General features: G+C 40.2%; 15 protein-coding genes and 1 other RNA gene. 10 read left to right on the top strand and 6 right to left on the bottom strand.

The features are described from left to right. Positions 1-129: 129 nt before the first annotated feature. The 7 genes from rplM (at position 130) to H5087_RS01620 (ending at position 5286) form a co-directional block, all read left to right on the top strand. A complete protein-coding gene (rplM, locus tag H5087_RS01650; protein ID WP_002957960.1) occupies positions 130-558 on the top strand; it encodes a 50S ribosomal protein L13 in 429 nt (142 codons plus the stop codon). 8 nt (positions 559-566) lie between these two features. Next, the gene (rpsI, locus tag H5087_RS01645) at positions 567-959 is read left to right on the top strand and encodes a 30S ribosomal protein S9 (protein WP_024595789.1); all 393 of its coding nucleotides are present in this window, start codon (positions 567-569) and stop codon (positions 957-959) included. A gap of 581 nt (positions 960-1540) precedes the next feature. Beyond that, positions 1541-2131, top strand: a complete 591-nt coding sequence (petA, locus tag H5087_RS01640; RefSeq protein WP_002957962.1) for a ubiquinol-cytochrome c reductase iron-sulfur subunit — start codon at positions 1541-1543, stop codon at positions 2129-2131. Then, positions 2131-3396: a cytochrome b N-terminal domain-containing protein gene (locus H5087_RS01635; RefSeq protein ID WP_002957963.1), complete on the top strand. Its 1266-nt coding sequence runs from the start codon at positions 2131-2133 to the stop codon at positions 3394-3396. Before petA ends, H5087_RS01635 begins: the two co-directional genes overlap by 1 nt. Then, on the top strand, positions 3393-4142 hold the full coding sequence (locus tag H5087_RS01630; protein WP_002957964.1) for a cytochrome c1: 750 nt from the start codon (positions 3393-3395) through the stop codon (positions 4140-4142). The genes H5087_RS01635 and H5087_RS01630 overlap by 4 nt, the downstream gene beginning before the upstream one ends. Before the next feature lie 80 nt (positions 4143-4222). Next, entirely contained in the window at positions 4223-4849 is a 627-nt protein-coding gene (gene sspA / locus H5087_RS01625; RefSeq protein ID WP_002957965.1) for a stringent starvation protein SspA, read from the top strand. Next, positions 4849-5286, top strand: a complete 438-nt coding sequence (locus tag H5087_RS01620) for a ClpXP protease specificity-enhancing factor (protein WP_002957966.1) — start codon at positions 4849-4851, stop codon at positions 5284-5286. Before sspA ends, H5087_RS01620 begins: the two co-directional genes overlap by 1 nt. 60 nt (positions 5287-5346) lie before the next feature. Here H5087_RS01620 and dolP read toward each other — a convergent pair whose 3' ends face one another. Genes dolP through H5087_RS01600 form a run of 4 tightly spaced genes read right to left on the bottom strand, consistent with a single transcriptional unit; the run spans position 5347 to position 8805 of the window. After that, a complete protein-coding gene (dolP, locus tag H5087_RS01615; protein WP_002957967.1) occupies positions 5347-5913 on the bottom strand; it encodes a division/outer membrane stress-associated lipid-binding lipoprotein in 567 nt (188 codons plus the stop codon). Further along, positions 5906-6499, bottom strand: coding sequence for an SIS domain-containing protein (locus H5087_RS01610; RefSeq protein WP_002957968.1), 594 nt, complete (start codon positions 6497-6499; stop codon positions 5906-5908). Before H5087_RS01610 ends, dolP begins: the two co-directional genes overlap by 8 nt. A 32-nt stretch (positions 6500-6531) precedes the next feature. Beyond that, positions 6532-6903, bottom strand: a complete 372-nt coding sequence (locus tag H5087_RS01605; RefSeq protein WP_002957970.1) for a YraN family protein — start codon at positions 6901-6903, stop codon at positions 6532-6534. A gap of 24 nt (positions 6904-6927) precedes the next feature. Further along, on the bottom strand, positions 6928-8805 hold the full coding sequence (locus tag H5087_RS01600; protein ID WP_182670941.1) for a penicillin-binding protein activator: 1878 nt from the start codon (positions 8803-8805) through the stop codon (positions 6928-6930). A 61-nt stretch (positions 8806-8866) separates the two neighbouring features. Between H5087_RS01600 and rsmI the strand changes: the two genes are divergently transcribed. Then, the gene (gene rsmI / locus H5087_RS01595) at positions 8867-9724 is read left to right on the top strand and encodes a 16S rRNA (cytidine(1402)-2'-O)-methyltransferase (RefSeq protein WP_024595588.1); all 858 of its coding nucleotides are present in this window, start codon (positions 8867-8869) and stop codon (positions 9722-9724) included. Between the two features lie 41 nt (positions 9725-9765). After that, positions 9766-10143: RNase P RNA component class A (rnpB, locus tag H5087_RS01590), an RNA gene on the top strand. Between the two features lie 74 nt (positions 10144-10217). Here rnpB and H5087_RS01585 read toward each other — a convergent pair. Further along, entirely contained in the window at positions 10218-11297 is a 1080-nt protein-coding gene (locus tag H5087_RS01585; protein ID WP_182670940.1) for a mechanosensitive ion channel family protein, read from the bottom strand. A 127-nt stretch (positions 11298-11424) separates the two neighbouring features. Between H5087_RS01585 and H5087_RS01580 the strand changes: the two genes are divergently transcribed. Then, on the top strand, positions 11425-12378 hold the full coding sequence (locus tag H5087_RS01580; protein WP_182670939.1) for a YihY/virulence factor BrkB family protein: 954 nt from the start codon (positions 11425-11427) through the stop codon (positions 12376-12378). Here the strand turns inward: H5087_RS01580 and H5087_RS01575 are convergent. After that, on the bottom strand, positions 12354-13262 hold the full coding sequence (locus H5087_RS01575) for a LysR family transcriptional regulator (RefSeq protein WP_182670938.1): 909 nt from the start codon (positions 13260-13262) through the stop codon (positions 12354-12356). The genes H5087_RS01580 and H5087_RS01575 overlap by 25 nt on opposite strands. Positions 13263-13293: the final 31 nt, after the last annotated feature.

The raw sequence follows: 13293 nt of genomic DNA, 5'->3' as shown, positions 1-13293 counted from the left end.
GTCCTCATATAGTCTAGCCACTTGTGAGCGGCGCAAAAGTCTAAAACTCGAAGGGGTTATAGCAAACTTAGAGCAGTAGTTAATATTAACTACTTGTGGTTTTAATTGAAAAACATTGGATTTTTATAAATGAAAACGTTTGTTGCTAAACCAGAAACAGTAAAACGTGACTGGTACGTAGTTGACGCTGAAGGTAAAACTTTAGGTCGCATCGCTACTGAAATCGCTCACCGCCTACGCGGTAAGCATAAAGCTGAATACACTCCTCACGTAGATACTGGTGATTACATCATCGTTATCAACGCTGAAAAAGTTACTGTAACTGGTAACAAATTCAAAGATAAAGTGTACTACGCTCACTCTGGTTTTCCAGGTGGCCTTAAGTCTACTACTTTTGATAAACTTCAAGCTGCAAAGCCTGAAATGATCATCGAGAAAGCTGTAAAAGGCATGTTGCCACGTGGTCCTTTAGGCCGCGCTATGTACCGTAAACTTAAAGTTTACGCAGGTACTGAGCATAACCATGCTGCACAACAGCCTCAGGTTCTAGACATTTAAGGAGCACCATCATGGCAAATCAATACTACGGTACAGGTCGTCGTAAAAGTTCAAGTGCTCGCGTATTCTTACGCCCAGGCACTGGTAACATCGTAATCAACAAACGCTCTCTAGAAGAGTATTTTGGTCGCGAAACAGCACGCATGGTTGTTCATCAAGCTCTTGAGCTAGTTGATATGACTGAAAAATTTGACCTTTACATCACCGTTTCTGGTGGTGGTACAACTGGTCAAGCTGGTGCTATCCGTCACGGTATCACTCGTGCACTTATGGAGTTTGACGAGTCACTACGTCCACAACTTCGTAAAGCAGGTTTTGTTACACGTGATGCACGTAAAGTTGAACGTAAGAAAGTGGGTCTTAAGAAAGCGCGTAAGCGTCCACAGTTCTCAAAACGTTAATCTATACGTTATCAAGAATTCAAAAACCCAGCTTATGCTGGGTTTTTTGTTTTCAAATCAAAAAGTTTACATTTGCTACTTAATTTAAATTTGTTTATAGCGGTCGCCATACTTGGTATTGCTGTAATTAATGATGATCAAATTTATCAATAACTGCGTATTAATCGAACGAAAGTTAAAAAACACTCAGATAGCTGCAAAAAAGTTAAATAATTATCGTAATTAGTTTAAATCCATCAGTTAATTGGTGGAATTTTTTGCTACAATTGGCGTGGAAGTAAAATGAGTGAGTTTAACGACACTATGTACAGTTTTTACTGTTTCCTCTTAGTGGTGTTGATCTCGGTCAGTATATTGTTTTTACAGAAGCGTTATTATAGTCGTTCGGCTTTATTCTCGAGCTAGCTTAATCAAATTTTTGATCAAGTCAGGTTTATTCGAGCATGGGGCTTTGAATAACCTTGTTTTAATCAAGGGTTTTAATTATGATCGCTTCTATTTTAAAAATTTCGAATAATTAACCTGCTGTAACTGATGTTCTCAATATAGCAAGTGTTGAGAATCATAGTGGAGATAAGTGGATGAGCAATGCGCCTGTAGACAATGGCCGACGTCGCTTTTTAACCATAGCTACCTCTGTTGTAGGTGGTGTTGGTGCGGCTGGGGCTGCTGTTCCTTTTATTGCGTCTTGGAATCCAAGTGAGCGAGCTAAATCTGCGGGTGCGCCTGTAGAAGTAGATATCAGCAAACTTGAGCCTGGACAATTAATACGTGTCGAGTGGCGTGGTAAACCTGTATGGGTTGTATCACGTACCCCAAAAATGCTTGAGCAGATGAAAGAACATGAAGGTCAACTTCGTGATCCGCAATCGCAAGAGCCACAACAATTAGAATCATCAACAAATGATTACCGTTCATTACGTCCAGAAATATTTTTGGCTGTAGGTATTTGTACGCATTTAGGATGTTCACCAGGCTTTTTACAAGGTAATTTTGGTGAGAAAGTAGAAGGGACTGATGACGGTTTCTACTGCCCGTGCCACGGTTCTAAATTTGATATGGCTGGTCGAGTATTTCAATCGGTACCTGCACCATTAAACTTAGAAATACCACCTTATACTTTTCTAGATGACACCACTATTTTAGTGGGCGAAGAAAGAGGGGTAGCCTAATGTTTGGTAAGATTATTGGTTGGATAGACGACCGAATCCCAATGACACGTGTTTGGAACATGCACATTGCACAGTATCCAGCACCTAAAAACTTTAACTTCTGGTACTTTTTTGGCTCACTAGCCATGTTAGTACTAGTAAACCAAATCCTAACAGGTATTTGGTTAACGATGAACTTTGTTCCGTCTGCTGAAGGTGCTTTTGCCTCGGTAGAGTACATCATGCGTGATGTAGAATATGGCTGGTTACTACGTTACTTGCACTCAACAGGTGCATCAGCGTTTTTCATCGTTGTATATATGCATATGTTCCGTGGCATGATCTACGGTTCTTACCAAAAACCGCGTGAATTACTGTGGTTATTTGGTATGTTCATTTTCTTAGCGCTAATGGCTGAAGCATTCATGGGATACTTATTACCATGGGGCCAAATGTCGTTCTGGGGCGCACAAGTAATCATTTCATTATTCGGTGCCATTCCGGTTATTGGTGATGACTTAACACTTTGGATCCGTGGTGACTACGTAATATCAGGTGCAACGCTTAATCGCTTCTTTGCATTACATGTAATTGCACTACCACTGGTTATTGTAATCTTAGTTTTCTTACACATTGTTGCTCTACACGAAGTGGGTTCAAATAACCCTGAAGGTATTGAGATTAAACGTAAGAAAGGCTCAGTAGCTGAAGAAGATAAGCCTAAATTTAAATTCCACGAGTATTACACTAACAAAAAAGACATTGTTGATGCGATACCGTTCCACCCTTACTACACAGTTAAAGATATTGTGGGTGTGGTTGGTTTCTTAATACTGTTTTGTTGGGTTGTGTTCTTTATGCCGGCGATGAATGGCTTCTTTTTAGAAGGTCCAAACTTCGAGGCAGCTAACCCACTTAAAACACCTGAGCATATTTTCCCGGTTTGGTACTTTACGCCATTCTATGCAATCTTACGTGCAATCCCTGATAAGTTAATTGGTGTTGCGGCGATGGGTGCATCGATTGTAGTACTTGCATTACTACCTTGGATAGACCGTGGTAGAGTTAAATCGGTTCGTTACCGTTGTGGTTTCCATAAATGGAACATTGCAGGCTTTGTTGTAACTTTCGTTCTTCTTGGTTGGGTGGGTGCAACTCCACAAACTGATATGAAAACGATTATTTCTCAAATCTGTACTGTGACTTACTTTATGTTCTTCGTACTGTTGTTTGTATACAGTAAGAACGAAAAAACTAAGCCATTGCCAGAGAGGTTAACGAAATGATGAAGAAGCTTATTATTGGTTTATTTGCTTTATCAGTAAACTTGTTGCCTAACATGGTTATGGCAGCAGGTCCGTCGGTTCCTTTAATGGAAGCGAATAACGACCTTACTGATCAACCATCTTTACAACGCGGTGCAAAGTTGTTCATGAACTACTGTCTTGGTTGTCACCAAATGCAGTATCAACGTTATGAGCGTACTTTTCGTGATATCGGTATCCCAACAGAAGTTGGTTTAGAGCAGTTAATTTTTGACGGCTCTAAAGTAGGTAGCCATATCACCAACGCAATTACAAAAGACGATGCAGCAAAATGGTTTGGTGCGGCTCCGCCGGATTTAACTCTAATTGCACGTGTAAAATCACCAGATTATATTTACACGTACCTAAAATCGTTTTATAAAGATGAATCTCGCCCGTTTGGAGTTAACAATATTGTTTTTCCATCGGTAGGTATGCCTCATGTTCTTCAAGAACTACAAGGTTTACCAACGCCTATCACTAAAGAAGTAGAAGAACATGGCCACACTGTGACCAAAGTTATTGCTACTGAAACTGATGGTACGGGTGAATTAAGCGTAGATGAATACGACCAAGCGGCTCGTGATTTAACAAACTTCCTTGAGTACGTGGGTGAACCTTCACGTCTTGAATCGGAAGCGCTAGGTATTAAGGTAATAGGATTCTTAATAATTCTATTTATCTTGGCATTTATGCTTAAGAAAGAATACTGGAGAGATGTTCATTAAGTTGAACATTTTTAAAGGTAATTTTGCAATAGGGGCTTAAGCCCCTTTTGCTGTTTTAGTTATTTAATGGAGGTATAGGCATGGCCGTAGCTGCCAATAAGCGCCCTGTAATGACCCTTTTTTCTGGTGCTAACTGTATGTATAGCCACCAAGTACGTATTGTACTTGCGGAAAAAGGTGTAAGTGTAGATATTCATTTGGCTGAAAAAGATAACTTGCCAGAAGCACTTCACGAAATTAACCCTTACGGCACAGTGCCAACACTGATTGACCGTGAGCTTGGTTTATACCAGGCAAACATCATCATGGAATACCTTGATGAGCGTTTTCCTCATCCTCCACTAATGCCTGTTTACCCGGTAATGCGTGGTCGTAGTCGCTTAATGATGCATCGTATTGATACTGATTGGTACAGCCTAGCTGATAAAATCAGTAACAACACGTCAGATGCTGCTCAAGCTCGTAAAGAGCTAACAGAAGCATTACTCGCTGTAGCACCTATTTTTAGCGAAGCACCTTACTTTATGAGTGAAGAGTTTAGCTTAGTAGACTGTTATTTAGCTCCACTATTATGGCGTTTACCAGAGTTTGGTATTGAGCTTAATGGTGCAGGTTCTAAAGAGCTTAAAGAGTACATGATCCGTTTATTTGAACGTGAGTCATTCCAAGCCTCTTTAACTGAAGCTGAGCGTGAGATCCGTTTATAATGACGCCTAATCGTCCTTATTTATTACGTGCTTTTTTTGATTGGATAGTCGATAACGAGTGTACACCGCATTTAGTGGTAGACGCTGGGTTTGCAAATGTACAAGTGCCAACACAGTTTGTTCAAGATGGACAAATTGTTTTAAACATAAGTCCATCAGCGGTCACACAGTTTTCGTTAGACTTAACCCAACTTAGCTTCAATGCGCGCTTTGGTGGTCAGCCAATGCAAGTGTATGTGCCTCTAGGTGCTGTGCTTGCAATATACGCGCGTGAAAATGGCGAAGGAACAGTCTTTACTGCAGATGAGTTTTTAGAGGACGAAGACGATTTTGTGCCTGAGCTTGAAAGTGTTGATTCATCAGCTGAATTTATTGATGAAACACCACCAGAGAAGCCACAGAAGAAAAAAGGCTCTCATTTACGCGTTATTAAATAATAAGTAAATGCGAAAAAAAAACCGCTTAATAAGCGGTTTTTTTATGTCTGTATTTTGTGTTTACAAGTATTCAAATACTTTAATTACACGCTCTACGCCAGATACATTTCGGGCAATGTTTACAGCTTGAGTAGATTCAGAGTCAGACACTAAGCCCATTAAAAATACTTCAGCGTTTTCAGTAACTACTTTAATATTATTACTGCTAATGTCTTTTGCTGTTAGTAACTGAGCTTTTACTTTAGAAGTTAACCAAGAGTCATGCGTTTGTGTAGTAATACCAATATTTGAGCCAATACGAATTTGGTTATGTATCTTACGAATACCTGAAACGCCCTCAATGGTACGCTGTGCTTCGTTTCTCATTTCTTCATTAGATACTTGGCCTACAAGTAAAACAATACCGTTAACGCTTACAGCGCTTATATTGGCGAACTTTTCAAGGCGTTCTACTTCGCTAAGTGCAATACTCGCTTTTATTTCAATATTGTTATCGTCAATTTGAGAGCCAATGGTACGGCGATCGTTCGCTGCAGTTACTGCACTGGCTGTACCTGCAACAACAGCGGCTGCGCAGCCTTGTAGTAATACAACAGTACCTAAAACAATAAGAGAGCGTTTAAACATAATTTTCATCCTGAGGGAAAAGCGTTAAATCAACAAGTTCGCTTAAACAATGTAAGTTAACTAAATGGGATTCGATAATGCGGCTAGGGCGTTTAGATGGCGATCTAATTTCAACATCGTTAGGGCCAAGTAGGCCAACCAACTCGCCACCATCATCACCAACCATAACTATGACCTTCATATCTTTAGTTAGTGCAGCTTCAACGGCAGAAATAACATGTTTTTCGTTACCGTTTATAGCCAGTACAAGCAATAAATCACCTTGCTGAGCAAAAGCGCGGACTTGACGAGCAAATGTATCGTGATCGTCTACCTGAGTACTTTGCCCAAGATTAACGTTTTCTTGCGATAGAGCGATTGCAGGTAAACAAGGACGCTCGGTTTCATAATGATTAACCAATACACCCGCCATATGCTGAGCGAGCATGTGGCAATTTGCAGTACCGCAGCAAATGAGTTTATTTCCGTTGATCAGACTTTGTGCAATAGTAAATGCAGCTGACTCAAGCGCACTAGGTAGCACTTCACCAGCAGCGATTTGAACTTGAATGCTTTCTGTAAAAATTTCTTTAATTGTGTCTTGCATAGCCTACCAATAATTTATCTTTGTATTTGCGTTTAAAATACATTTTTAAGCCAATTAATATTAGGAGATGCTTCTCCTGTAATGGCTACATAATCAATTCTTAGTGCTTGGTTAGTTAAATTTTTAGCTGCTAAGTAATGATAAATACTACGTTTTAATCGAGCTTGTTTTTGTGGGCTAAGTGCATAGTTGGCACCACCACGGGCATTATTTTTGCGAAACTTGACCTCAATGAATACAAGGGTGTCGCCTTCTTTCATAATGACATCAAGCTCGCCAAAGGGGCAGTAATAATTACGTTCAATGGGTGTTAAGCCCTGAGTAACTAAGTATTTTTGCGCTTCAAGCTCATAATACTGGCCTTTTTCGCGACTATTGTGCCACAGCTCTTTAAACCACGACATGCCGCCCCCTTAACTTAATAAAGTTTAATTTATAGTTTGTATATCACCCGCTGATTGCATAAACAATGGTACCGGGCGTTGTGTTTCTAATTGCACAGGCTTAATGCGACGGTTTGTATATTGAGCCCAGTCGAGCATACGTTCTATATGGCCGCTGGTATTAACAGATAGCTTACCGCTTAAACCACTATATTGGTTGCCTGGCATTACGCTTAACTGTCTAATGTCATGTAATATTGATACTGCATCGTACGCCATTGCAAATAAGCGTTGGCTAATATCAATTTGCTCAGGCCATAGAGAGTTGTACTGCTGGCGTAAATTATGTTGTTTAATTTGTAAATCAAGCATCCACGGTAATTCAGTGAAGTATAGGCCGTCTAAGTCACCTTTGTCTGTACTGTCAATTTGTTTACTATGACTTTTAGAGCTTGCATAAAGTGGGATACGATCAGCAAATGTACTGACGTTTACATCAAGGTAAGGTTTAATTAGGCGAGTTTCTATGGCATCACCCAAAATATAAATAACGTCTATATCACTGCGTGAACGCGTTTCGTTTTCTACTTCTTGCTTAAATAATGCTTTAACTGTTTGTATGCGATCTTTTGACTTATCAACTTCTAATAAGCTGGTAATTGTGTTCGGCATATCTTTTTTATCATTATAAAAACCGATTTGTGGCTTGGTTTCGCTGTAGCGTTGCCACTGTAGGTTAAAATAATCAACTAAACGTTGGCCATTTGCATTATTTGGCGCAAGCAGCATAGGCTTTTGATAGCCCTTAGTTAAAAAGTGTTCCAGAGCTTGCTGTACTTCGTGCTCAGGGTTCAATGCAAAGTAATAATGCTGAAGCGAAATTCGCTCACCATCAAATGTGTTTAAATGCAGTACTGGAGTATCAATAAGAGTTTGTGCATTGGCTAGTTTATCAATATTTGCTTTAAGTAGAGGACCAATTACAAAATCAGGCTTTATTTCTTCAAGTTGCGCTGCGATTTCCTCAGTGCTTAGGTTTTCATCAATAAAAATAGTGTCGTTGATAGTTTGCGTATCAAGTGCAGCTAACACACCGGCTTTAAGCGCATCACCTAAGCGTTCGTTAGGGCCTGATTGTGGAAACAACACAACTAAACGCTCTATATTAATAGGGGCGAGCTCAGTAAGCATTTCGTCTTGTTCAGGTAATACAGAAGAAGCCGGATGCCCAATATAGCGCCTGCGCCAATTATTAATTGCTTGGTCTAGCTCCACGCCACTACTTGCATATACTTGATAGTATAGACCAAGGTTTACCCAGCCTTGCTGGATAACCGAACCACGGTTAAAACGTTCAAGCGCATATGAAGAGAGCTGTTTTAAGTTATCCCACAAATTTTGATTGAGCTGAGGGATTTCTATATTATTTTTTGTGGCTGTTTCAGAAGCTCTAAAGAAATAAGGGGCAGCTTTTTTTGGAAAATTTTGCGATGCATAAATACTGGCTGTTAAAAACTGATGCCAAGCAAAATGCTCAGGTTGAGTAAGTTGTCCGTCTAGCGATTGTAAAATCACCAAAGCTTGATCATTCTTATTCTGTTGTTTTTGTGCAAATGCTATATAAAGACGGTTTTGGATTTGATCAACACTTGCGGTTAATTCAAGCTTATTACCTATTTTCTCTAACAAAGGCCAGTTTTGCTCACTAATTGCGGCATCACGGGCGCTATACAATAACTGTATTTTATCGGCACCTTGGCGGTTTTGCGCCAATTGGTAGATAGATTGCGCACTGGTTGCCTGATTTTGCGGTGCATTAGTGCGGTTACTTACGTTATCGCTGTTTTTAGTTGGTTTTTCGGTTGTGCTACACGCCGATAACCCTGACAATATAATTAATAGACTAACTAGTTTAAGTCGCACAATGATTTCCCAATACGTTAACGCGATTTGCTTATATTACTGACTGACGCAGGAGACCTCAATGTTAAATGAGGAGAATTCACAGAAAATTGGCACTCTTTACATTGTTGCCACCCCAATTGGCAATTATGACGACTTAAGTCACCGTGCCATTGCGACATTATCGCAAGTTGACTTAATAGCTGCTGAAGACACTCGCCATACCGGTAAGCTACTTAGCCACTTTGGAATTAAGGCAAAAACGTTTGCATTACACGACCACAACGAAAAGCAAAAAGCACAGCAAATTATTGATCAACTTAATCAAGGTTTAAATATTGCTTTAGTATCTGACGCTGGTACACCGCTAATTAGTGATCCAGGCTACGCTGTGGTAAATCTATGTCGCGAACAAGGCGCTCATGTTACACCTGTTCCAGGTGCATGTGCTGCAATTACAGCCGTATGTTGTTCAGGCTTACCAACTGACCGCTTTCAGTTTATTGGTTTCACGCCAGCTAAAAGCAAAGCTCGCCAAGACTTTTTTACCGAAGCTGTTAACTCAGGCATTACCAGCATAATGTACGAAAGTACGCACCGTATTATGGCAAGCCTTGATGATTTAGCACTAGCCCTTGGTGATGAGCAGCAAGTCGTGTTTGCTAAAGAGCTAACCAAAACCTTTGAAACATTTTTTAATGGTAGTGTAAGTGAGCTTAAACAGTTTTTAACAGATGATCCTACCAAGCAGCGCGGCGAAATAGTGCTGATGCTTGCGGGCAAACCAAAGCAAATAGACGATGTTCCGCCTGAAGCGCGCAAAATGTTGGCACTGCTTGAGAGTGAAATGCCAATGAAAAAAGCCTGTGGCGTTGTAGCCGAATACTTTGGTATGAAGAAAAACGCTTTATATAAAACAATTATTGAAGAAAAAGAGTAAATTTTACTGCGCTTGGTATTAGCCTCATGTATACTGCGCGCCGAGTCAGCCAAGATGATCGCTGCCTGTGACGAAAATGATCAGGGGGAGGAAAGTCCGGGCTCCATAGGGCAGAGTGCCAGCTAACGGCTGGGGGGCGTGAGCCCACGACAAGTGCAGCAGAGAGGAGACCGCCAATCTCGATTGGTAAGGGTGAAAGGGTGCGGTAAGAGCGCACCGGGCCGCTAGTAATAGTCGGTTGCAAGGTAAACTCCACTCGGAGCAAGACCAAATAGGGTTCTATCATTTTAAATAATGAACGCGTGGCCCACGTGAGAACCGGGTAGGTTGCTTGAGCCATAGAGCGATTTATGGCCTAGACGAATGATTATCACTTTCTTCGGAAAGGACAAAACCCGGCTTATAGGCTGACTCACTCATTCAATAAAAAGCCCGCAGTTAACGCTGCGGGCTTTTTTGTGTCTAAATTTTAGTTAATACAATTTAAGCATCTTTAAATAATATTTTTCCCTTGTTCTGGGTCTCTTGATTGTTCTGCTTGTTCACGTATTTCGTCGGTATCACTGCTCACATCATCAAGTGTTTTAGTTTGATCAACTGTTTCACTTTTTTCGCTTTGCACTTGCGATGGTTGTTTTTCCTCTAAATTAGAAACATTTTCACTAGGGTCGGTGAGTATAATTCTTTCTCGTGCGTCATCAGGCATGCTGATGTTTTGTTTTGTGAACTCATTGACTAATTCGCGCATAAGCTGGGAAGCTACTTTTAATGGACTGTGCTGCTCGCTATTAACCCAAAAATACAAAACGAAATTAATAGTAGATGAGCCTAAGTTTTTTATTAAAACCTGCGCAGGTGGATCGCTAAGCACCGCATTTTGTTGATTGGCAATATCTAGGGCGAGGGTTTGTGCGCTGCGTATATCGTTATCATAGCCAATACCAATTTCTACTTTTCCGCGCATTTTTGGATTGGCAGTCAGGTTTTTAATAGTATTTTTATATACCGTCGCATTGGGTATTTGAATATGATTGCCATCGTAATCAACAAGTGTGGTTGCTCTTGCGGTTACTTTTTTAACAACACCTAAACGATTGTCTACTTCAATTACATCGTCGATTTTAAAAGGCCTTTGTATGCTCAGTAATAAACTAGCGATAAAGTTCTCAGCTATGTCTCTAAAGGCAAAACCTAATATAAGCCCTATTAGTCCCGTGCCACTCATAATGGCAACAGCAAACTCGGTAAGCCCTGCTAAGCGCAGGAATAAGTACACGCCAAATAAAATAATTAAAGTGCTTATACTGCGCCTAACAACTAGATGAACTAGTTTACTGTCAGTCATGTAGTCAATAGGCTTTATAAGCAATCGAGAAAGTGGCCCTGCAATTAAATAGCTTAATGCTAAAAGTATTATACCGAGTAATAGTGTGGGTAATATTTGCGCTGTTGCATGAAGTAATTGCACAGCTTGTTCATGAAAAAACTGCCACGTAAACACATCGCCTTGAAAACTTTGTGTGCTGGGAAGCGTATTGTTTAAAGCTATAATGTTTGATTGGCTACTAGGCATGGCTTATCGTCCGTGTTTGGTTTTTATAATCGTTAATATTAGGTAACAGCAAGTTTAGTACCAAATACTTTATTTAACTTGGCAAACATTTTGCTGTAGTAATGTAATACAAATATTGAGGTTTAGAATGAAAGAAGCTAAACGAGGACAGCAAGCTGAGCAGCCTGGTCATATCCCTTTTATAGGTTGGTGGGATATTGTTAAGCGCATTTTTAAGCAAATGAGTGAAGATAACTTATCTATAGTGGCAGCGGGTGTGGCATTTTATGCGTTACTTGCTATTTTTCCGGCCATTGCGGCGATGGTATCTGTGTATGCGTACTTTTCATCCCCCGCAGATATTAGTGATCACTTAAGTAAAATAGTTACTTTGCTCCCACCAAGTACCAGTGAACTAATCTTATCTCAGGTTTCTAGCCTTGCAAAAACATCAAGTGCCAGCTTGAGCTTAAGTGCAATTGGTACGCTTATACTTACCATTTGGAGTAGTTCTAAGGGCAGCCAAGCACTTATTACTGCGTGTAATATTAGTTATCGTGAATATGAAAAGCGTTCATTTTTTAAAGCTCAATTAGTACGCTTTTTATTTTCAGTAGGGGCGATTGTTGTCGCAATTTTTGCGTTATTAATTATTGGTATTTTACCTATTGTGCTTAATTTAGTGGGGCTAAAAGAAAGTATCGATTTATTAATTAAACTCATTTCTTGGCCATTATTAGCTTTTACCTTTAATTTTGCATTGGTACTTTTATATCGTTATGCCCCACACCGTAAACCGGCCAAATGGCGTTGGATCACGATGGGTTCGTCTATTGCTACTGTGCTTTGGATTTTGGCATCTATAGGTTTTTCTTTTTATGTATCGCGTTTTTCTAGTTACAACGAAACTTACGGCTCACTAGGTGGTGTAGTGATCATGTTGATGTGGTTGTACATCAGCGCTTATATAATCACATTAGGTGCTGTTATTAATGCTGCAACTGAACAGCAAACAGGTAAAGACAGTACTATAGGCCCAGCTAAAGAGCGTGGGCAGCGAGGCGCCTATGTGGCAGATCACCTCGATGTAAAAAACGAATAGCTAGCTAAGTTAGTGAGAGCCGTAAGCTGCTCTTTAAACTCTTGTGCTGCAGGACCAAGCCTGTCGTTGTCGTTGCACATTAAATATAAATTAAGGGTACGGGTTGTACCTTGGTCTAAATTAAGTGGGATGAGCGTTTTATCTTCAATTAAATGTGCTATTTGTGTTTTTGGCAGCCAAGCGTAACCCAAATTTTGACTAACCATATCAATAGAGTTGCGTAAATGGCTGACTGTCCAGCGCATATCAGCACCTAACCAGCCATCATTGTGACTGGTGTGGGTTGCTGAGTCGCGAACTACTATTTGCCGGTGTAGCTTTAAATCGCGAAAGTTGAGTTGTTCAGTTTGTTGGTGTAATACATGGTCTTTATGCGCAACGGCTATAAACTCTATATCGCATAACGTACTGCAACTAATTCCATAGATAGGAATTGATGAAATGGCTAAATCAACCACTGAGTTATGTAGTAATTCGTTTGCACCGGTTAGCACGCTTTCTACTAAATCAATCTTTAAAAGCGGGTAAAGTTCACTCGTTTTAGCAAGTGCCTGGTATAAAATGGTGTGTGGGAAAACTTCATCAACAGCTATTTTTAATGTGCTTTCTACGCCTTCGCTTAGTGTGCTCGCTACCGATTCTATTTTAGTTGCTTCTTCAATTAAAAATTCAGCTCTGCGTAAAATTAGTTTACCGCTATCGGTTAAAAATGCTTTACGACCTTTTACTTCAAGCAACTTAATTTGCAAGGCGGCTTCAAGTTTTTGAACAGCATGGTGTACGGTTGACTGACTTTTATGTACAGCCGCACTTGCGCCTGCAAATCCGCCGTGATCCACAACCGCTTTAAACATTCGCCATTGCTCTAATGTTGCTTTTGCCATTTTAAAATCCTGTTACTACTTATATCTGATT

Origin of the sequence: Pseudoalteromonas sp. SR43-7, assembly GCF_014163785.1 — a bacterium.
GTDB classification, from domain to species: Bacteria; Pseudomonadota; Gammaproteobacteria; order Enterobacterales; family Alteromonadaceae; genus Pseudoalteromonas; species Pseudoalteromonas distincta.
Note: the sequence above shows the minus strand (reverse complement) of the source record. Positions and strands in the feature narration are given on the sequence as shown.